At 53.9% G+C, this 20,530-nt stretch carries 14 protein-coding genes, 4 tRNA genes and 2 other RNA genes; 18 read left to right on the top strand and 2 right to left on the bottom strand.

Annotated features, from left to right (window positions below; genetic code table 11):
• The first annotated feature begins 75 nt into the window (after window positions 1-75).
• The 3 genes from ABUK12_RS15380 (at window position 76) to birA (ending at window position 3,210) form a co-directional block, all read left to right on the top strand.
• Window positions 76-999, top strand: a complete 924-nt coding sequence (locus tag ABUK12_RS15380) for a hypothetical protein (RefSeq protein ID WP_410012678.1) — start codon at window positions 76-78, stop codon at window positions 997-999.
• Window positions 1,000-1,216: 217 nt separating this feature from the next.
• On the top strand, window positions 1,217-2,254 hold the full coding sequence (gene murB / locus ABUK12_RS15375; RefSeq protein WP_410012677.1) for a UDP-N-acetylmuramate dehydrogenase: 1,038 nt from the start codon (window positions 1,217-1,219) through the stop codon (window positions 2,252-2,254).
• Complete coding sequence (gene birA / locus ABUK12_RS15370) at window positions 2,251-3,210, top strand: bifunctional biotin--[acetyl-CoA-carboxylase] ligase/biotin operon repressor BirA (protein WP_410012676.1); 960 nt, start codon at window positions 2,251-2,253, stop codon at window positions 3,208-3,210. The genes murB and birA overlap by 4 nt, the downstream gene beginning before the upstream one ends.
• Before the next feature lie 123 nt (window positions 3,211-3,333).
• On the opposite strand, the gene coaA is transcribed toward birA, so the two are convergent.
• On the bottom strand, window positions 3,334-4,284 hold the full coding sequence (coaA, locus tag ABUK12_RS15365) for a type I pantothenate kinase (protein WP_410012675.1): 951 nt from the start codon (window positions 4,282-4,284) through the stop codon (window positions 3,334-3,336).
• A 204-nt stretch (window positions 4,285-4,488) separates the two neighbouring features.
• Window positions 4,489-5,037, bottom strand: coding sequence for a GNAT family N-acetyltransferase (locus ABUK12_RS15360; RefSeq protein WP_410012674.1), 549 nt, complete (start codon window positions 5,035-5,037; stop codon window positions 4,489-4,491).
• Between the two features lie 312 nt (window positions 5,038-5,349).
• On the opposite strand from ABUK12_RS15360, the gene ABUK12_RS15355 reads away from it, so the two are divergent.
• From ABUK12_RS15355 to rpoC, 15 genes are all read left to right on the top strand, one after another.
• Window positions 5,350-5,425 (top strand) — tRNA-Thr (locus ABUK12_RS15355).
• Between the two features lie 10 nt (window positions 5,426-5,435).
• Window positions 5,436-5,520, top strand: a tRNA-Tyr gene (locus tag ABUK12_RS15350).
• Between the two features lie 42 nt (window positions 5,521-5,562).
• Window positions 5,563-5,690: non-coding RNA, RtT sRNA (locus ABUK12_RS15345), on the top strand.
• Window positions 5,691-5,731: 41 nt separating this feature from the next.
• Window positions 5,732-5,859, top strand: a non-coding RNA gene (locus ABUK12_RS15340) — RtT sRNA.
• Between the two features lie 142 nt (window positions 5,860-6,001).
• Window positions 6,002-6,076, top strand: a tRNA-Gly gene (locus ABUK12_RS15335).
• A 5-nt stretch (window positions 6,077-6,081) separates the two neighbouring features.
• Window positions 6,082-6,157: transfer RNA gene (locus tag ABUK12_RS15330), tRNA-Thr, on the top strand.
• A 110-nt stretch (window positions 6,158-6,267) separates the two neighbouring features.
• Window positions 6,268-7,452, top strand: coding sequence for an elongation factor Tu (tuf, locus tag ABUK12_RS15325; protein ID WP_410012673.1), 1,185 nt, complete (start codon window positions 6,268-6,270; stop codon window positions 7,450-7,452).
• Window positions 7,453-7,719: 267 nt separating this feature from the next.
• Window positions 7,720-8,103 (top strand): preprotein translocase subunit SecE, encoded by a 384-nt coding sequence (gene secE, locus ABUK12_RS15320; protein WP_410012672.1) that lies wholly within the window; start codon window positions 7,720-7,722, stop codon window positions 8,101-8,103.
• Between the two features lies 1 nt (window position 8,104).
• Window positions 8,105-8,650, top strand: coding sequence for a transcription termination/antitermination protein NusG (gene nusG, locus ABUK12_RS15315; protein WP_410012671.1), 546 nt, complete (start codon window positions 8,105-8,107; stop codon window positions 8,648-8,650).
• A gap of 154 nt (window positions 8,651-8,804) precedes the next feature.
• Window positions 8,805-9,233 (top strand): 50S ribosomal protein L11, encoded by a 429-nt coding sequence (rplK, locus tag ABUK12_RS15310; protein ID WP_162368658.1) that lies wholly within the window; start codon window positions 8,805-8,807, stop codon window positions 9,231-9,233.
• A 3-nt stretch (window positions 9,234-9,236) separates the two neighbouring features.
• A complete protein-coding gene (gene rplA, locus ABUK12_RS15305) occupies window positions 9,237-9,941 on the top strand; it encodes a 50S ribosomal protein L1 (protein ID WP_162368657.1) in 705 nt (234 codons plus the stop codon).
• Window positions 9,942-10,369: 428 nt separating this feature from the next.
• On the top strand, window positions 10,370-10,867 hold the full coding sequence (gene rplJ, locus ABUK12_RS15300; protein WP_162368656.1) for a 50S ribosomal protein L10: 498 nt from the start codon (window positions 10,370-10,372) through the stop codon (window positions 10,865-10,867).
• Window positions 10,868-10,933: 66 nt separating this feature from the next.
• Window positions 10,934-11,299, top strand: a complete 366-nt coding sequence (gene rplL, locus ABUK12_RS15295; protein WP_410012670.1) for a 50S ribosomal protein L7/L12 — start codon at window positions 10,934-10,936, stop codon at window positions 11,297-11,299.
• Window positions 11,300-11,622: 323 nt separating this feature from the next.
• Window positions 11,623-15,651 carry a DNA-directed RNA polymerase subunit beta gene (gene rpoB, locus ABUK12_RS15290; protein ID WP_410012669.1) on the top strand — a complete coding sequence of 1,343 codons (4,029 nt, stop codon included), beginning with the start codon at window positions 11,623-11,625 and terminating at the stop codon, window positions 15,649-15,651.
• A 140-nt stretch (window positions 15,652-15,791) separates the two neighbouring features.
• A complete protein-coding gene (rpoC, locus tag ABUK12_RS15285; RefSeq protein ID WP_410012668.1) occupies window positions 15,792-20,015 on the top strand; it encodes a DNA-directed RNA polymerase subunit beta' in 4,224 nt (1,407 codons plus the stop codon).
• Window positions 20,016-20,530 lie beyond the last annotated feature (515 nt).

Raw genomic sequence — 20,530 nt, 5'->3', positions numbered from 1 at the left:
GATGGTTGTTTGATTACTGTTTATGGGCTGATCTATATTATGAGACACAATTAAATCAGTCAGGATTTTTATGAAATGATCAATAACCATAGAGAGATTAACAACCCATATGTATTGGGGATGAATAATCAGCCACTTTGTTCTCTAAAGGAACTTCCGAATGGTCGGATATTGTCAGAAGTAAGTAATGTAAGCTTACCACTGATTATAGGTGCTAGCGCAAGCACCGATGATGACCCCGATTTGTCAGCGGTATTGTTACGGAGTATGGCGAGTTTAAATGAAGACGTTGTATTAAGGCAAACCATTGACGCCAGTTTGTCCTCCGCTAACCTGCCCTCCGGTGAAAAGGATGATGATTTCCTAAGGGCACTGGCTGCCAGCCAGCAAAGCGCCCTTGAAGATGAGGAGATCAGGCGAGCAATGGAAGCAAGTTTGGCCAGCACCACTTCCGTAGGAAATGGCCGTGTGGGCATGGCAGGGCCTGCAGCCGAGGCAAATAAGAATACGGTACAGCTCGAAACGCAGGCAATGGCCCATCTCAGCGCGATGCCGGCGTTAGAAAAGTATCTCTTTGAAACGGGATATGTTATACGGGATAGTAGTGGTGAGAATAACAATTGCTTATTTCATTCCATTGTCCAGTGTATTTACCACGATAAAGGAATTACCGGCTCTATCGGGCATAAAGCATTTGAGCTGCGTATGTTTTATGATGCAGTAAAACCAGGAAGTGAAAACCAAGGCCTCTTTTTTGATAACAATAATTCCACGGGTAGTAATAGCGGCGACGCCACTTTTATTGTTAATTTAGTCAATCAGGCTCTTGGTGAAAACATCAAGGTTAAATTGATTTCTCCTAATATTGTAGATGACGGTAATCACTACATTACTGAAGGAGAGTACTCTGGCGATGAGGCGGATAATAATAGCCCTGTACGCGAGATTATAATCTTAAATACTCCTGGTCATTATCAATCGGTGGTTAAAATAGCGTAGCACGGCAAATCCAATGTTTCGTAACGGTGATAAAAGGAAATGTTGGGGAAAATGCAGATAGTCTGGTCATGTTTACACTTTTCTTATCATAACGGCCTCATACCCTAAGGGGTAACGGAATCCTGCCCGCCAGATCGGGAAGGCGCTAAAGTTAGTCGCTGAAATCCGTCCCGATCGGGTAAACTAGGCTCAAGAGTGATTAAGAAAGGTTTTTACCATGACAATGCATGGTGTGGCGTTAAAACACCTGAATACCTTTGCCATCGACGCGGTAGCCGCCCATATCGCCACTGCCCATACCGAAACTGAATTGTTGACGCTTTGGCGCGACGCCCAACGGCGGCCTGGAGCGGTACTGCTGCTGGGCGGCGGCAGTAATGTCCTTTTTTTGGAAAATTTTGCCGGCACCGTATTGCTAAATCGCATTAAAGGAATACAGGTCAGCGAAGACAACCATGCCTGGCATCTGCATGTCGGCGCCGGCGAGGACTGGCATGGACTGGTGTCCTTCGCGTTGGCGCAGGACATGGCGGGGCTGGAAAACCTGGCGTTAATCCCCGGCCGTGTCGGGTCTGCGCCCATCCAGAATATCGGCGCCTACGGCGTGGAGCTGGAATCGGTATGCGAATACGTCGATCTGCTTGATCTGAATAACGGCGAGAAGATACGCCTTAGCGCCGCGGAGTGCCGGTTCGGTTATCGCGACAGTGTGTTTAAACACCGTTATCGGGCCAGCTACGCTATCGTGGCGGTGGGGTTTACCCTGGACAAAACCTGGCGCCCGGTGCTTACCTACGGCGATCTTGTCCGCCTGGATAGCCGGACCGTCACCCCGCGCCAGGTTTTTGATACCGTTTGCGCCATGCGCCGCAGCAAATTACCCGACCCCGCCATTACCGGTAATGCCGGCAGCTTTTTTAAAAATCCACTGGTCGGCGCTGAGGACGCACGGCGCCTGTTGCAACGGTATCCCGATGCGCCGCACTATCCGCAGCCGGACGGTAGCGTAAAACTGGCGGCGGGATGGCTGATAGATCGGTGCGACCTGAAAGGCTATGTGCTGGGCGCCGCCGCGGTGCATGCCAAACAGGCGCTGGTATTGATCAATAACGGCCAGGCTGATGGGCGGGCTATCGTCGCGCTGGCGAAACTGGTGCGCAATAGCGTAGCGGAACGGTTTAACGTCTGGCTGGAGCCAGAAGTGCGGTTTATCGCCGCCGGCGGTGAAGTAGACGCGGTGGATACTCTGTCATGAAAGATATCACTGTTCCGCTAAAATTAATCGGGCTGCTGGCCGACGGGGAATTCCACTCCGGCGAGCAGTTCGGCGATTCGCTGGGCATGAGCCGCGCGGCCATCAATAAACATATCCAGACCCTGCGGGAGTGGGGTATTGATGTTTTCACCGTTCCCGGTAAAGGGTATCGCCTCTATGCCCCGCTGCAACTTTTGGATGAGGGGAAAATCCTGTCGCTGCTGCCGCGGGGCGGGGTCACGGTGCTGCCGGTGATTGATTCCACCAATCAGTACCTGATGGAGCGCACCGCCGTCCTGCGCTCCGGCGACGCCTGTGTCGCAGAGTACCAGATGGCGGGACGGGGGAGGCGCGGCCGGCAATGGGTCTCGCCGTTTGGCGCCAATCTCTATCTGTCCCTGTATTGGCGGCTGGAGCAAGGCCCGGCGGCGGCGATCGGCCTTAGCCTGGTGATCGGCATCATCATGGCGGAAGTGCTGCATGAACTGGGCGCGCGCGAGGTGCGGGTGAAATGGCCTAACGATCTCTATCTGCACGATCGCAAGCTGGCCGGCATCCTGGTGGAGATCAGCGGCAAGGCCGGCGATGCCGCGCATCTGGTGATAGGCGCCGGAATTAACCTGGCGATGAGGGAAACGGCCGAGCCGGTCATCAATCAGGGCTGGATTAATTTACAGGAAGCGGGTATCCAGATCGATCGTAACGCTCTGGCCGCGAAGCTCATCAACGGGCTCAGGCTGGCATTGCCGATTTTTGAACGGGACGGCTTCGCCGCGTTCGTAACGCGTTGGCAGGCACTGGATAACTTTTATCATCGCCCGGTTAAGCTGCTGATTGGCGAGCGTGAAATCAAAGGTATTTCACGCGGCATCGATGCGCAGGGGGCCTTGTTGCTGGAACAAGACGGTAAGGTAAAAGCCTACCTCGGTGGTGAAATCTCGCTGCGGGGACTTTGACATGTTCATCCCGCGCGGGGTCATATGGCTACGGCCAATAATGCCGTAACAGACAATCACTGACGATTTATAGGGCGCCGTTTCCTGTTATTTATGGATTACAGCGCGCCCGGACGTTATGGACTATTTCCGCAGCCTGATATTCCCCACTGCGTGATTGGCGCTTTTGGATAAAATCAGACTCGCGCGCTCACGCGTGGGCAGGATATTTTCTTTCAGGTTTAATCCGTTAATTTCTTCCCAAAGCTGGCTGGCAATTTGTACGGCTTCTTCTTCCGTCAGCTTGGCATAATTATGAAAGTAAGAATGCGGATTGGAAAATGCACCCTGCCGAAAACGCAGGAAACGGTTGATATACCAGCTTTTTAGTAAATCTTCCGGTGCATCCACATAAATGGAAAAATCGACGAAATCGGAAACAAAAACATGATGGGAGGCATGCTGATAATCCATGCCACTCTGCAACACGTTTAATCCTTCAAGAATTAATATATCGGGTTGCGAGATGACTTTATTATCTTCCGGCACGATATCGTAGATCAGATGGGAATATACCGGAGCAGTAACTTCACTGGCGCCTGATTTTACTTCGGAAACAAAATTAACCAGGCTGCGCATATCGTAGGATTGCGGGAATCCCTTTTTCTTCATTAATTCCCGTTCTTTCAGTACGCGGTTGGGATATAAAAAACCATCGGTGGTGACCAGCTCGACCGAGCGGTGTTCAGGCCAACGGCTCAGCAACGCCTGTAATACGCGCGCGGTGGTGCTTTTACCCACCGCCACGCTGCCGGCAATGCCGATAACATATGGGATGTGCTGGCCGTTGGTGCCAAGGAACTGTTCCAATACCGCCTGGCGGCGCAGATTGGAGCTGATGTAGAAATTGATTAAACGCGAGAGCGGCAGGTAAATTTCCGCCACTTCATCAAGGGAAAGATCTTCGTTAATCCCTTTCAGTTTTATTATTTCTTCCTGGGTTAACGTCAGGGGAACCGTATCACGCAAAGCGGCCCATTGCTGCCGGTTGAACTGAAGATAGGGTGTGGTAAGTGATTGATCACGATTTATCATAAGCTTAGCCAGCCTGTTGCGCAGGTCCAATCGGGGCAGCCGAGCCCACCCGGAACGAAAACAAGCTGCATAGTATAGACAGCTTCGTTAACATCGTAGAGTGTTTTTTCTGCTTAAACCATGGAATCTTGACAATGGGCGGAAGGGTACGGCTCGGGGACACTTGGGTCACAGGTCAAAGATCCGTACCCGCCGCTTATGAGCTTAGCTGGCGATGGCGTTTAGCTGCTGGTTGACGGCGAATAAGCGTTTGTAATAGATAACCGTGGGATGGTAATAACCGTCCGGCGTGCAGGCGTAATCGGGAATTTCACCCAGGCAGCGGTAGCCGAGCGCGCGGTAAAAGGCTTCCGCGGGGGAACCGGATTGGGTATCCAGGTAGAGCAGGCCGCGCTGCAGATCGCGGGCGGTGCGCTCAAGGGCGCCTATCAGCGATTTCCCAATCCCTTCGCGCCTGGCGCGGCTGTGCACCAGGAGTTTTTGTATTTCCGCCCGGTTTTGCCCGTTTGGCTTACGGCATAACTCCAGCTGGATACTGCCGACAATGCCCCGCTCGTCACGCGCAATCCATAACAATAAGTCATTCTTAGCCATGGCGGAGCGCAGGCCGTGGATATAGCCCTCCGCCTCATCCTGGGTCAGGGGATTGGTGTAGCCTACCGAGGCGCCGTACGCAACGGCGTCCATCAGCAGGCCTGCGAGCTCGCTGCGGTAAACGGGAAGCGTGGCGGCATTCAGCTGTACTATTTTCATGATGTCATCCTCCGGCCGGTGATATCACAGAAACTACAGTATAAATAAAGCAAGACGCGTGCCAGCCGGCGATCATGGCCAGCAGAGGCACCGCGCGGGAAGCGGCGATGTTCCGGGCGCCACGGCGGTGCAATAGGCCCATCGTGGTGCAGACTCGCCCTGGCCGGCCGGGGCGCTTCTCTCGGTGCATGAATAACAAACAAATTTGTGAGACATTTTCTAATTTTGGGTATTTTATGAGCGAAAGTGCGATTTACGCGATTTTTTTGTTGCATAGGTCGCCGGCTCTACCTAGAATGCGCTGCACTTGATGCCGGCATAGCTCAGTTGGTAGAGCAACTGACTTGTAATCAGTAGGTCGAGGGTTCGACTCCTTCTGCCGGCACCAACAAAAATCTGGTGGGGTTCCCGAGCGGCCAAAGGGAGCAGACTGTAAATCTGCCGTCACTGACTTCGAAGGTTCGAATCCTTCCCCCACCACCAAATTCGCCGCGGGCAACCAAGGCAATCCCTGATGCAAAGCAACATCATGCGCCAGGGGGAAGGTTGAGAACCTTCGATTAAGGTTCGAGTCGAGCAAAGCGAGACAACGTCGCTTGCGACGGCCCGAAGGGTGAGGAACGAAGTGACGAATAATCCTTCCCCCACCACCAAATTCGCCGCGGGCAACCAAGGCAATCCCTGATGCAAAGCAACATCATGCGCCAGGGGAAGGTTGAAAACCTTCGATTAAGGTTCGAGTCGAGCAAAGCGAGACAACGTCGCTTGCGACGGCCCGAAGGGTGAGGAACGAAGTGACGAATAATCCTTCCCCCACCACCAAATTCGCCGCGGGCAACCAAGGCAATCCCTGATGCAAAGCAACATCATGCGCCAGGGGAAGGTTGAAAACCTTCGACTAAGGTTTGTATGATATGAACCTTTCAACAATCTACAGAAATATCAGGTAGCCGAGTTCCAAGATGCGGGCATCGTATAATGGCTATTACCTCAGCCTTCCAAGCTGATGACGTGGGTTCGATTCCCACTGCCCGCTCCAAATGTGCTGATATAGCTCAGTTGGTAGAGCGCACCCTTGGTAAGGGTGAGGTCGGCAGTTCGAATCTGCCTATCAGCACCACTTCTAGTCTCCCTCCTGATTCACTTTCTGTTAGAAAATAAATTTATCAGGCCTATGTCTGGTTAATGTGGTGATACCACCGATTTATTCGTGTCTTAGAGGGACAATCGATGTCTAAAGAAAAGTTTCAACGTACAAAACCACACGTTAACGTCGGTACTATCGGCCACGTTGACCATGGTAAAACGACCCTGACCGCCGCCATCACAACCGTGCTGGCCAAAGCTTACGGCGGCAGCGCCCGTGCTTTCGATCAGATCGACAACGCGCCGGAAGAAAAAGCCCGCGGTATCACCATCAACACGTCCCACGTTGAATACGACACCCCGGCCCGCCACTACGCGCACGTAGACTGCCCGGGACACGCCGACTATGTGAAAAACATGATCACCGGCGCCGCCCAGATGGATGGCGCCATCCTGGTGGTTGCCGCAACCGACGGCCCGATGCCGCAGACCCGCGAACACATCCTGCTGGGCCGCCAGGTAGGCGTTCCTTACATCATCGTCTTCATGAACAAATGCGACATGGTCGATGACGAAGAACTGCTGGAACTGGTTGAAATGGAAGTGCGCGAACTGCTGTCCCAGTACGATTTCCCGGGCGACGACACCCCGGTAATCCGTGGTTCCGCGCTCAAAGCGCTGGAAGGCGACGAAGCCTGGACCTCTAAAATCCTGGAACTGGCCGAAGCCCTGGATTCCTACATCCCGGAACCGGAACGCGCAATCGACAAACCGTTCCTGCTGCCCATCGAAGACGTATTCTCCATTTCCGGCCGCGGCACCGTGGTAACCGGTCGTGTGGAACGCGGCATCGTTAAAGTGGGCGAAGAAGTTGAAATCGTCGGCATCAAGGATACCGTCAAGACCACCTGTACCGGCGTTGAAATGTTCCGCAAACTGCTGGACGAAGGCCGTGCCGGTGAAAACGTCGGCGTTCTGCTGCGCGGCACCAAGCGTGACGACGTGGAACGCGGCCAGGTACTGGCTAAACCGGGCTCCATTAAACCGCATACCCAGTTCGAATCCGAAGTCTACATCCTATCCAAGGATGAAGGCGGCCGTCATACGCCGTTCTTCAAAGGCTACCGTCCTCAGTTCTACTTCCGTACCACTGACGTGACCGGTACCATCGAACTGCCGGAAGGCGTGGAAATGGTTATGCCTGGCGACAACATCAAGATGATTGTTAACCTGATTGCCCCGATCGCCATGGACGACGGTCTGCGTTTCGCTATCCGCGAAGGCGGCCGTACCGTTGGCGCCGGCGTGGTTGCCAAGGTTATCGCGTAAGACTGGCGTATAAGTCTTCGAAAGATGTTGAATAACATTTGACGTAGCGCGCAGTAAAAGGGCATCATTTGATGCCTTTTTTCTACGCTGTGACAGAGAACCTATCTCATCAGCGATTTTACGTCATAATCATTGGTGAGATGGGCTCTTCATCAGCGGCGTGAAGCTTTGAAGTTTTGTTGCTTTTAAAGAGCACTCTTCGCTTGGTAGCCTCGCCCTCTGCGGGGCTAAGTTGTTTGTGTGAATCCTACGTGACAGGTTTTTTTTATGAGTGCGAATACCGAAGCTCAAGGAAGCGGGCGTAGCCTGGAAGTGGTAAAGTGGGCAGCGGTCGCTGTACTGCTGGTGGTTGCGATCGTCGGTAATTATTATTATCGTGATTTTAGCTTACCCCTGCGAGCGCTGGCTGTCGTACTGATTATCGCCATTGCAGGCGGTATTGCCCTGATGACAGTGAAAGGCAAATCGACCGTCGCGTTTGCCCGTGAAGCGCGTACCGAAGTACGCAAAGTGATATGGCCGACCCGCCAGGAAACGTTGCACACCACGTTAATCGTCGCCGCGGTGACCGCCGTGATGTCACTGATCCTGTGGGGACTGGATGGTATTCTGGTCCGTCTGGTATCGTTTATTACTGGCCTGAGGTTCTAAGATGTCCGAAGCTCCGAAGAAACGTTGGTACGTCGTCCAGGCGTTTTCCGGTTTTGAAGGTCGCGTATCGCAGTCTCTACGCGAACATATTAAATTGCACAATATGGAAGAGCTGTTTGGCGAAGTCATGGTGCCAACGGAAGAAGTCGTCGAAATCCGCGGCGGTCAGCGCCGCAAGAGCGAACGCAAATTCTTCCCGGGCTATGTGCTGGTACAAATGGTGATGAATGACGCCAGCTGGCATTTAGTGCGCAGCGTGCCCCGCGTGATGGGGTTTATCGGCGGCACATCCGATCGCCCGGCGCCTATCAGCGATAAAGAAGTGGATGCGATCATGAATCGCCTCCAGCAAGTGGGTGACAAGCCGCGGCCGAAGACGCTGTTCGAACCCGGCGAACTGGTGCGCGTCAACGACGGGCCGTTTGCCGATTTCAACGGCGTGGTGGAAGAAGTCGACTACGAAAAAAGCCGCCTGAAAGTGTCGGTGTCGATTTTCGGTCGCGCCACTCCGGTCGAGCTGGACTTCGGCCAGGTTGAGAAGGGCTGATAGCCGACCCCCTATCGATAATGATTAATGCTTGCTCAAGGCGCGAAATTGAACTAGAATTTCGCGCCTTTCGTTTTTATGTGCCCACGGGCATGTAATAGCTTATACACTGGGGAGCCTTAACCGGCGCTATCACCCGCTAGAGGAAATTCAAATGGCCAAGAAAGTACAAGCCTATGTAAAACTGCAGGTTGCAGCAGGCATGGCGAATCCAAGTCCGCCGGTCGGCCCAGCGCTGGGTCAGCAGGGCGTTAACATCATGGAATTCTGTAAAGCCTTCAATGCCAAGACTGAAAGCATTGAAAAAGGTCTGCCAATCCCGGTTGTTATCACCGTTTACTCCGACCGCTCTTTCACCTTCGTTACCAAAACCCCGCCGGCTGCCGTGCTGCTCAAGAAAGCCGCAGGCGTGAAGTCTGGTTCTGGTAAGCCGAACAAAGAAAAAGTCGGTAAAGTAACGCACGCCCAGGTTCGCGAAATCGCGGAAACCAAAGCGGCGGATATGACGGGTGCCGATGTGGAAGCGATGTCCCGCTCCATTGAAGGTACTGCTCGTTCCATGGGCCTGGTAGTGGAGGATTAAGAAATGGCTAAACTGACCAAGCGCATGCGTGTAATCCGCGACAAAGTTGATTCCACTAAGCAATATGACATCAACGAAGCCGTTGCGCTGCTCAAGGAACTGGCTACCGCCAAGTTCGTTGAAAGCATCGACGTTGCCGTAAACCTCGGGATTGATGCCCGTAAGTCCGATCAAAACGTTCGTGGCGCCACCGTCCTGCCTAACGGCACCGGCCGTACCGTGCGTGTAGCCGTATTCACCCAGGGCGCCAACGTCGAAGCTGCCAAGGCAGCCGGCGCGGACCTGGTCGGTATGGATGACCTGGCCGATCAGATCAAAAAAGGCGAATTCAACTTTGACGTTGTTATCGCTTCCCCGGATGCCATGCGCGTCGTGGGCCAGCTGGGCCAGATCCTCGGGCCGCGCGGCCTGATGCCTAACCCGAAAGTGGGTACCGTTACCCCGAACGTCGCCGAAGCGGTTAAAAACGCCAAAGCCGGTCAGGTTCGTTATCGCAACGACAAAAACGGTATTATCCACACCACCATCGGTAAAGTGGACTTCGATACTGACAAATTGAGAGAAAACCTGGAATCCCTGCTGGTTGCGCTGAAAAAAGCCAAACCGACACAGGCCAAAGGCGTGTACATCAAGAAAATCAGCCTCTCCACCACCATGGGCGCAGGTCTGGCTATCGATCAAAGCGGTCTGGCAACGGTTGTTGCATAATTACCCCTTTGACTTGGGCGAAAGATTTGTCTAGAATCTAACGCCCATTGTTTCGTCATTGGCCGTTGTTTAGCCTGGACGAAAAAAAACAAGATTTTCGGTTGGAGCTTGGCCTTATCCAAGCCTCCGTCCAAGACCGCAGGTGCATATTACCTAAACTATTTCGAGGTGCAGGAAGGCGGCAACCAAGCGATCGCCAGTGGCTTACTTACGTAAGGGGCTGGAGTGAATGCGGGCAGCCAAGGCATTCGCAGTATGAAATAGAGCGGGTAAAATGCTTAATCGTCCTGCGTAGACGGTGACAGAAGCTGAATAACATATTCGTTTGCTGGATTCTGCTCACCGTGTTTAGCCGCTTATCGCCATTGTGGCGTTAAGCTAGTGAGTGTCGGGTGCTTTTCCCCGGCTAAATCCAGGAGCACAAGCTAATGGCATTAAACCTTCAAGACAAACAAGCGATTGTTGCTGAAGTCAGCGAAGTAGCCAAAGGCGCGCTGTCTGCTGTCGTTGCGGATTCTCGCGGCGTTACAGTAGGTAAAATGACTGAACTGCGTAAAGCAGGTCGTGAAGCCGGCGTATACATGCGTGTTGTTCGCAACACCTTGCTGCGTCGCGTCGTAGAAGGCACTCCTTTCGAATGCCTGAAAGACACGTTTGTCGGTCCGACCCTGATTGCATTTTCTCACGAACATCCGGGCGCTGCCGCTCGCCTGTTCAAGGCTTTTGCCAAGGAAAATGCCAAATTTGAGGTTAAAGCAGCAGCCTTTGAAGGCGAAGTTATCACGGCGGCCAATATCGATCGCCTGGCAACTCTGCCGACTTACGATGAAGCAATCTCACGCCTGATGTCGGCCATGAAAGAAGCCTCTGCAGGCAAATTGGTCCGTACACTGGCTGCACTGCGCGATCAGAAAGAAGCGGCTTAATTGGCCAACCCTTTCGGTTGTTATTGCGAACGTATAAACACTTTCTGAATTTTAGGAACTATTGTTATGTCTATCACTAAAGAACAAATTCTGGACGCAGTTGCAGAAATGTCCGTCATGGACGTCGTTGAACTGATCTCCATGATGGAAACCAAATTCGGCGTTTCCGCTGCTACCGCTGTTGCAGCTGCTGCCGGCCCGGCTGAAGTCGTTGAAGAAAAAACCGAGTTCGACGTTGTCCTGACCGCTATCGGCGGCAACAAGGTATCGGTTATCAAAGCCGTCCGTGCTGCTACCGGCCTGGGCCTGAAAGAAGCCAAGGATCTGGTTGAATCTGCTCCGGCAACCATGAAAGAAGGCGTGAACAAAGACGACGCCGAAGCACTGAAGAAAGCCCTGGAAGAAGCTGGTGCTTCTGTTGAGGTTAAGTAAGACCTCCCAGGTTGCAGCCTGAACCTAGGCTGATGGCTGGTGACTTTTTGGTCACCAGCCTTTTTGCGCTGTAGGGCGTCAGTGGGGTTTGACACGATTTAACCACTGGCCAACCCCAATATCTTTCTCTATCGACGACTTAATATATTGCACCTCCTGTCGAGCCTCCCTGGTTTAGCAAAGTGCGACGAAATGGTTTAAGAGTGATAGAAACAGGTATTGCGGAAGGGGAATTTTCTTTCCGAACGAGAGAAATTGTGTTGCATGACCTGTCCTTCTTGGGCGGACAGAGTGGGTCACTGATCAGCGAGCTGAGGAACCCTATGGTTTACTCCTATACCGAAAAAAAACGCATTCGTAAGGATTTTGGGAAACGTCCCCAAGTGTTGGACATCCCATATCTCCTTTCCATACAGCTTGACTCGTTCCAGAAGTTTATCGAGCAAGATCCGGAAGGGCAGTACGGACTAGAAGCAGCATTCCGTTCTGTGTTCCCCATCCAAAGCTACAGCGGCAATTCGGAACTGCAATACGTCAGTTACCGTCTGGGCGAGCCTGTATTTGATGTCAAAGAGTGCCAGATTCGTGGAGTCACCTTCTCCGCACCGCTGCGTGTAAAACTGCGCCTCGTGATTTACGAGCGTGAAGCACCGGAAGGCACGGTTAAAGATATCAAGGAACAAGAAGTCTACATGGGCGAAATTCCGCTCATGACCGATAACGGGACGTTTGTTATCAACGGGACCGAGCGTGTTATCGTCTCCCAGTTGCATCGTAGCCCCGGCGTATTCTTTGACAGCGATAAGGGCAAGACGCATTCGTCCGGTAAAGTGCTGTATAACGCACGTATCATCCCTTACCGCGGTTCCTGGCTGGATTTTGAATTCGATCCCAAAGACAACCTGTTCGTACGTATCGACCGTCGGCGCAAGCTGCCCGCGACTATCGTACTGCGCGCGCTTAACTTCACCACCGCGCAGATTCTCGATACGTTCTTTGACAAAGTCATTTATGAAATTCACGACAATAAACTGCAGATGGAACTGGTTCCTGAGCGTTTACGTGGTGAAACCGCTTCGTTTGATATCGAAGCCAACGGTACCGTCTATGTCGAAAAAGGCCGCCGTATTACCGCGCGTCATATTCGCCTGCTGGAAAAAGACGGCATCGATAAAATCCAGGTACCGGTTGAGTACATTATCGGTAAAGTGGTGGTCAAGGATTACATCGACGAAAATACCGGTGAAATCATTTGTCCGGCCAATATGGAACTGACGCTGGACCTGCTGGCGAAACTGAGCCAGGCGGGACATAAGCGTATCGAAACGCTGTTTACCAACGATCTGGACCATGGCTCGTATATCTCCGAGACCCTGCGCGTCGACCCGACCAGCGATCGCCTGAGTGCGCTGGTTGAAATCTACCGCATGATGCGTCCCGGCGAGCCGCCGACCCGCGAAGCGGCTGAAAACCTGTTCGAAAACCTGTTCTTCTCGGAAGATCGTTACGATCTGTCCGCGGTTGGCCGCATGAAGTTCAACCGGTCGCTGCTGCGTGAGGAAATCGAAGGCTCGGGCATCCTGAGCAAGCTCGACATCATTGAAGTGATGAAGAAGCTTATCGACATCCGTAACGGTAAAGGCGAAGTCGATGATATCGACCACCTGGGCAACCGTCGTATCCGTTCCGTGGGCGAAATGGCGGAAAACCAATTCCGCGTCGGCCTGGTGCGTGTCGAGCGTGCGGTGAAAGAACGTCTGTCTCTGGGCGATCTGGATACGCTGATGCCGCAGGATATGATCAACGCCAAGCCGATTTCGGCCGCGGTGAAGGAGTTCTTTGGTTCCAGCCAACTGTCGCAATTTATGGACCAGAACAACCCGCTGTCGGAAATTACCCATAAACGCCGTATTTCCGCGTTGGGCCCAGGCGGCTTGACCCGTGAACGCGCCGGTTTCGAAGTACGTGACGTGCATCCGACCCATTACGGCCGGGTATGTCCCATCGAAACGCCGGAAGGCCCGAACATCGGTCTGATCAACTCCCTGTCCGTCTATGCGCAGACCAATGAATATGGCTTCCTTGAGACGCCGTACCGCCGGGTGCGTGAAGATGTGGTCACCGATGAGATCCACTACCTGTCCGCGATTGAAGAAGGCAACTTCGTTATTGCCCAGGCCAATACCAATCTCGACGAAGAAGGCCATTTCGTCGATGATTTGATCACGTGCCGCAGCAAAGGCGAATCGAGCCTGTTCACCCGCGACCAGGTCGACTATATGGACGTCTCGACCCAGCAGATCGTCTCGGTGGGCGCGTCGTTGATTCCCTTCCTGGAACACGATGACGCCAACCGCGCCCTGATGGGTGCGAACATGCAACGCCAGGCCGTGCCGACCCTGCGCGCCGACAAGCCACTAGTAGGCACCGGCATGGAACGCGCCGTGGCCGTTGACTCCGGCGTAACCGCCGTGGCCAAGCGTGGCGGGACCATCCAGTATGTTGATGCGTCGCGTATCGTGATTAACGTTAACCCGGACGAAATGGTGGCCGGCGAAGCGGGTATCGATATCTACAACCTGACTAAATATACCCGTTCCAACCAGAACACCTGCATCAGCCAGATGCCGTGCGTGTCCTTGGGCGAACCGGTAGAACGCGGCGATGTGCTGGCCGATGGCCCGTCCACCGATTTGGGTGAACTGGCATTGGGCCAGAATATGCGCGTGGCGTTCATGCCGTGGAACGGCTACAACTTCGAAGACTCCATTTTGGTCTCCGAACGCGTGGTGCAGGAAGATCGCTTTACCACCATCCATATTCAGGAATTGGCCTGCGTGTCGCGCGACACCAAGCTGGGGCCTGAGGAAATCACCGCCGACATCCCGAACGTGGGTGAAGCTGCGCTTTCCAAGCTGGATGAGTCCGGTATCGTGTATATCGGTGCCGAAGTGACCGGCGGCGATATCCTGGTGGGTAAGGTTACGCCGAAGGGCGAGACCCAGCTGACCCCGGAAGAAAAACTGCTGCGCGCCATCTTCGGCGAAAAAGCCTCCGACGTGAAAGATTCGTCGCTGCGCGTGCCTAACGGCGTTTCCGGTACGGTTATCGATGTGCAGGTGTTTACCCGCGACGGCGTGGAAAAAGACAAACGCGCGCTGGAAATCGAAGAAATGCAGCTTAAGCAGGTCAAGAAAGACCTGACCGAAGAGCTGCAGATTTTTGAAGCCGGCCTGTTTGCCCGTATCCATGACGTGCTGGTTTCCGGCGGCATCGAAGACGAAAAACTGTCCAAGCTGACCCGCGAACGCTGGCTGGAACTGGGTCTGACCGATGAAGACAAGCAGAATCAGCTTGAGCAACTGGCGGAACAGTACGACGAACTGAAAACCGTGTTCGAGAAGAAGCTGGAAGCGAAACGCCGCAAGATCACCCAGGGCGATGATCTGGCGCCGGGCGTGCTGAAAATCGTTAAGGTTTACCTGGCGGTGAAACGTCAGATCCAACCGGGCGATAAGATGGCCGGCCGTCACGGTAACAAGGGTGTTATTTCCAAGATCAACCCGATCGAGGATATGCCTTACGATGAAAACGGCGTCCCCGTGGATATCGTTCTGAACCCGCTGGGCGTACCGTCGCGTATGAACATCGGCCAGATCCTGGAAACCCATTTGGGCATGGCTGCCAAAGGCATCGGCGACAAGATTAACGCCATGCTTAAACGCCAGGAAGACGTGTCCAAGCTGCGCGAGTTTATCCAGAAAGCCTACGATCTGGGTGATGATGTGCGCCAGAAAGTGGATTTGACTACCTTCACGGATGACGAAGTGTTCCGTTTGGCTGAAAACCTGAAGAAGGGCATGCCCATCGCGACACCGGTGTTTGACGGCGCCAAGGAAAAAGAAATCAAGGAACTGCTGCAGTTGGGCGGCTTGCCGACCTCCGGCCAGATCACCTTGTTTGACGGCCGTACCGGTGAACAGTTCGAACGGCAGGTTACCGTGGGTTATATGTACATGCTGAAACTCAACCATTTGGTTGATGACAAGATGCATGCCCGTTCCACCGGTTCCTACAGCCTGGTTACCCAACAGCCGTTGGGTGGTAAGGCGCAGTTCGGCGGTCAACGCTTCGGTGAGATGGAAGTGTGGGCGCTGGAAGCCTATGGCGCCGCGTACACCCTGCAGGAAATGCTGACAGTTAAGTCGGATGATGTTAACGGTCGTACCAAGATGTACAAAAACATCGTGGATGGCAATCATACGATGGAGCCAGGCATGCCGGAGTCCTTCAACGTGTTGCTGAAGGAAATCCGCTCTCTGGGCATCAACATCGAGCTGGAAGAAGAGTAATTCACCCCCTATGGCTTTCAGCCAGCGCACCTGCGGCTTGAAAGACGATGGGGGATCAGCTTGGGTGCGTTCGCACCGGTAATAAGGGCGCCTGAGCGTTTCAGGCGCCTAACAGGTCTAACTCCGACAGGAGCCAATCCGTGAAAGATTTGCTTAAGTTTCTGAAAGCACAAACCAAGACCGAAGAGTTTGATGCGATCAAAATAGCTCTGGCCTCGCCAGATATGATCCGTTCCTGGTCGTTCGGCGAAGTCAAGAAGCCGGAAACCATTAACTACCGTACGTTTAAACCTGAACGTGACGGGCTTTTCTGCGCGCGAATCTTCGGGCCGGTAAAAGATTACGAGTGCTTGTGCGGTAAGTACAAGCGCCTGAAACACCGTGGCGTTATCTGTGAAAAATGCGGCGTTGAAGTCACTCAGACCAAAGTGCGTCGCGAACGCATGGGTCATATTGAGCTGGCCTCCCCGACCGCGCATATCTGGTTCCTGAAATCGCTGCCGTCCCGTATCGGCCTGCTGCTGGATATGCCGCTGCGTGATATCGAACGCGTGCTGTACTTCGAATCCTATGTGGTGGTCGAAGGCGGCATGACCAATCTGGAGCGTCGTCAGATCCTGACTGAAGAGCAGTATCTGGACGCGCTGGAAGAGTTCGGTGATGAATTCGACGCCAAGATGGGCGCCGAAGCGATCCAGGCCTTGCTGAAAAACATGGATCTGGAAGCGGAATGCGAAACGCTGCGTGAAGAGTTGAATGAAACCAACTCCGAAACCAAACGTAAAAAGCTGACCAAGCGTATCAAGCTGCTGGAAGCCTTTGTCCAGTCCGGCAACAAGCCGGAGTGGATGATCCTGACGGTGCTGCCGGTACTGCCGCCAGACCTGCGTCCGCTGGTGCCGTTGGACGGCGGTCGTTTCGCGACCTCCGATCTGAACGATTTGTACCGCCGCGTGATCAACCGTAACAACCGTTTGAAACGTCTGCTGGATCTGGCCGCGCCGGATATCATCGTGCGTAATGAAAAACGCATGCTGCAGGAAGCGGTGGATGCGCTGTTGGATAACGGCCGTCGCGGCCGGGCCATTACCGGCTCCAACAAGCGTCCGCTGAAATCCCTGGCCGACATGATCAAGGGCAAGCAGGGTCGTTTCCGTCAGAACCTGCTCGGCAAGCGCGTGGACTACTCCGGTCGTTCCGTGATTACCGTAGGCCCGTACCTGCGTCTGCATCAGTGCGGCCTGCCGAAAAAAATGGCGCTCGAACTGTTCAAACCCTTCATTTACGGCAAGCTGGAACTGCGTGGCCTCGCGACCACCATTAAAGCAGCCAAGAAGATGGTTGAACGTGAGGAAGCCGTCGTTTGGGATATCCTGGATGAAGTCATCCGCGAACACCCGGTACTGCTGAACCGTGCGCCAACCCTGCACCGTTTGGGTATCCAGGCGTTTGAACCGGTACTGATTGAAGGTAAGGCCATCCAGCTGCATCCGTTGGTTTGCGCGGCATACAATGCCGACTTCGACGGTGACCAGATGGCCGTGCACGTGCCGCTGACGCTGGAAGCACAGCTCGAAGCGCGCGCGCTGATGATGTCTACCAATAACATCCTGTCGCCGGCCAACGGCGAGCCTATCATCGTTCCGTCCCAGGACGTGGTATTGGGTCTGTATTACATGACCCGCGACCGTGTGAACGGTAAAGGCGAAGGCATGGTATTGACCGGGCCGAAGGAAGCCGAACGCATCTATCGCGGCGGCATTGCCGAGCTGCATGCGCGCGTTAAGGTGCGTATCACCGAGCATGCCAAGAACGAAGAAGGCGAATGGGTAGAGAACACCCACATCGTGGATACGACCGTCGGTCGCGCCATTCTGTGGATGATCGTGCCCAAGGGCCTGCCGTTTGCGCTGGTTAACCAGGCGCTGGGTAAAAAAGCCATCTCCAAGATGCTTAATACCTGTTACCGCGTGCTGGGCCTGAAGCCGACCGTTATCTTTGCCGACCAGATCATGTATACCGGTTTTGCCTACGCCGCCCGTTCGGGCTCGTCGGTAGGTATCGACGATATGGTTATCCCGGATAAGAAAGCGGGCATCATTGAAGAAGCCGAAGCCGAAGTGGCCGAAATCCAGGAGCAGTTCCAGTCTGGTTTGGTGACCGCGGGCGAACGCTACAACAAGGTGATCGATATCTGGGCCGCGGCCAACGAACGCGTTGCCAAGGCGATGATGGACAACCTGTCCACCGAAGCGGTGATTAACCGTGACGGCGTGGAAGAGCGCCAGGTTTCCTTCAACAGCATCTTTATGATGGCCGACTCCGGCGCCCGTGGTTCGGCGGCGCAGATTCGCCAGCTGGCGGGTATGCGTGGCCTGATGGCCAAGCCTGACGGCTCCATCATCGAAACGCCGATCACCGCGAACTTCCGTGAAGGCCTGAACGTGCTTCAGTACTTCATCTCGACCCATGGTGCTCGTAAAGGCTTGGCGGATACCGCGTTGAAGACCGCGAACTCCGGTTACCTGACCCGTCGCCTGGTCGACGTGGCGCAGGATCTGGTGGTGACCGAAGACGATTGCGGTACGCATGCCGGCGTGACCATGACCCCGGTCATCGAGGGTGGCGATGTTAAGGAACCGCTGCGTGAACGTGTATTGGGCCGTGTTACGGCTGAAGATGTTCTCAAGCCGGGTACCGCCGACATTCTGATGCCGCGCAATACGCTGCTGAACGAACAATGGTGTGACATCCTGGAAGAAAATTCCGTGGATATCATCAAGGTGCGTTCGGTCGTCACCTGCGAAACCGACTTCGGCGTGTGCGCGAACTGCTACGGCCGCGATCTGGCCCGCGGGCATCTGGTCAACAAAGGTGAGGCTATCGGCGTTATCGCCGCGCAGTCCATCGGCGAACCGGGCACCCAGCTGACCATGCGTACGTTCCATATCGGTGGCGCCGCCTCGCGTAACGCCGCCGAATCCAGCATTCAGGTGAAAAACAAGGGCACCATCCGCTTGAACAACGCCAAGTTCGTTGTCAATGGCGTGGGTAAACTGGTTATCACGTCGCGTAACACCGAACTGAAGCTGATCGACGAATTCGGCCGTACCAAGGAAAGCTATAAAGTGCCTTACGGTGCTGTTATGGCCAAGGGCGACGGTTCCGAAGTCCTGGGCGGCGAAACGGTTGCCAACTGGGATCCGCATACCATGCCTGTGATCACCGAAGTGAGCGGCTTTATGCGCTTCACCGACATGATCGACGGCCAGACCATTACCCGCCAGACCGACGAACTTACCGGTTTGTCTTCTATTGTGGTATTGGATACGGCGGAACGTACCGGTGGCGGTAAAGACCTGCGCCCGGCGCTGAAAATCGTCGATGCCAATGGCAATGACGTGCTGATCCCCGGTACCGATATGCCGGCGCAGTACTTCCTGCCGGGTAAAACCATCGTCCAGCTGGAAGATGGCTTGGCTATCACCGGCGGCGACACCCTGGCGCGTTTGCCGCAGGAATCGAGCGGTACCAAGGATATCACCGGTGGTCTGCCGCGTGTAGCCGACCTGTTCGAAGCCCGTCGTCCGAAAGAGCCGGCCATCCTGGCTGAAATCAGCGGTATTGTTTCTTTCGGTAAAGAAACCAAGGGCAAACGCCGCCTGGTCATTTCGCCGATCGATGGCAGCGATGCCTACGAGGAGATGATACCGAAATGGCGCCAGCTCAACGTGTTCGAAGGCGAACGCGTGGAACGCGGCGACGTGATTTCCGACGGACCGGAATCACCGCATGACATCCTGCGTCTGCGTGGTGTCCATGCCGTGACCCGTTACATCGTCAACGAAGTCCAGGATGTTTACCGTCTGCAGGGCGTTAAGATTAACGATAAACATATCGAAGTTATCGTTCGTCAGATGCTGCGCAAAGCAACCATCGTTAACGCCGGCGGCACCGACTTCCTGGAAGGCGAACAGGCTGAATACTCACGCGTCAAGATTGCCAACCGCCAGCTGGATGCGGACGGCAAGATTGAAATGACGTTTAGCCGCGATCTGCTGGGTATCACTAAAGCCTCGTTGGCCACGGAGTCCTTTATCTCCGCGGCCTCGTTCCAGGAGACAACGCGCGTGCTTACCGAAGCCGCCGTTGCCGGGAAACGCGATGAACTGCGCGGCCTGAAGGAAAACGTCATCGTCGGCCGGCTGATCCCAGCCGGTACCGGCTATGCCTACCATCAGGATCGCGCGCGCCGTCGCGCCTTGGGCGAAGTGCCGGTAGTACCGTCGGTCACCGCTGATGAAGCGTCCGCCAACATGGCGGAACTGCTTAACGCCGGTCTGGGTGGCAATAACGATAAATAATCGTTAATCCTTCCCCCTGACGTCCTATAAAACCGCCCTGACCGGGCGGTTTTTTTTTGCCTGGGTTTGAGTCATAGATTGAAGTTATTGGTATGAATTATATTAATGGTGACTAACTTAAATAGTGTTCTCTTTCAGAATACGAGTTTCTGGTAATTTAAATATCCGCCTTAGTAATTCCCCTGAAATACATCATAATCTCATCAAGATGTTTTTATTTTTCCTGCAGATAATGTAATTCAAATAATTAATTTTCCAAAAAATATTAAGCTGTATTAACGATATAAGATAAGGGGAATTATGCATTGTTATTATAAATAAATTAAAAAGGAATTAGTGAAGCCATATCTGAATAATCACTATCCATGTAATAGCGCGCCCTGACGATTAATAGGAAAAATTCATGCCAGGAAAGCCCTCATACCCTACATCCGATCCTAAGAAATGTTCAGTCACCCGTACACCCGCCGACAACCGGCGTTTCCCATTATGGCGGCCCGTCGCCTGGGTGGCCA

Source organism: Sodalis sp. C49 (assembly GCF_046352915.1).
Taxonomy (GTDB): Bacteria; Pseudomonadota; Gammaproteobacteria; order Enterobacterales; family Enterobacteriaceae; genus Acerihabitans.
Note: the sequence above shows the minus strand (reverse complement) of the source record. Positions and strands in the feature narration are given on the sequence as shown.

Excerpts from the sequence above, each read along its gene's own strand:
- ABUK12_RS15380 (WP_410012678.1), top strand. The coding sequence starts at position 76 with ATGATCAATAACCATAGAGAGATTAACAACCCATATGTATTGGGGATG.
- murB (WP_410012677.1), top strand. The coding sequence starts at position 1,217 with ATGACAATGCATGGTGTGGCGTTAAAACACCTGAATACCTTTGCCATC.
- birA (WP_410012676.1), top strand. The coding sequence starts at position 2,251 with ATGAAAGATATCACTGTTCCGCTAAAATTAATCGGGCTGCTGGCCGAC.
- coaA (WP_410012675.1), bottom strand. The coding sequence starts at position 4,284 with ATGATAAATCGTGATCAATCACTTACCACACCCTATCTTCAGTTCAAC.
- ABUK12_RS15360 (WP_410012674.1), bottom strand. The coding sequence starts at position 5,037 with ATGAAAATAGTACAGCTGAATGCCGCCACGCTTCCCGTTTACCGCAGC.
- tuf (WP_410012673.1), top strand. The coding sequence starts at position 6,268 with ATGTCTAAAGAAAAGTTTCAACGTACAAAACCACACGTTAACGTCGGT.
- secE (WP_410012672.1), top strand. The coding sequence starts at position 7,720 with ATGAGTGCGAATACCGAAGCTCAAGGAAGCGGGCGTAGCCTGGAAGTG.
- nusG (WP_410012671.1), top strand. The coding sequence starts at position 8,105 with ATGTCCGAAGCTCCGAAGAAACGTTGGTACGTCGTCCAGGCGTTTTCC.
- rplK (WP_162368658.1), top strand. The coding sequence starts at position 8,805 with ATGGCCAAGAAAGTACAAGCCTATGTAAAACTGCAGGTTGCAGCAGGC.
- rplA (WP_162368657.1), top strand. The coding sequence starts at position 9,237 with ATGGCTAAACTGACCAAGCGCATGCGTGTAATCCGCGACAAAGTTGAT.
- rplJ (WP_162368656.1), top strand. The coding sequence starts at position 10,370 with ATGGCATTAAACCTTCAAGACAAACAAGCGATTGTTGCTGAAGTCAGC.
- rplL (WP_410012670.1), top strand. The coding sequence starts at position 10,934 with ATGTCTATCACTAAAGAACAAATTCTGGACGCAGTTGCAGAAATGTCC.
- rpoB (WP_410012669.1), top strand. The coding sequence starts at position 11,623 with ATGGTTTACTCCTATACCGAAAAAAAACGCATTCGTAAGGATTTTGGG.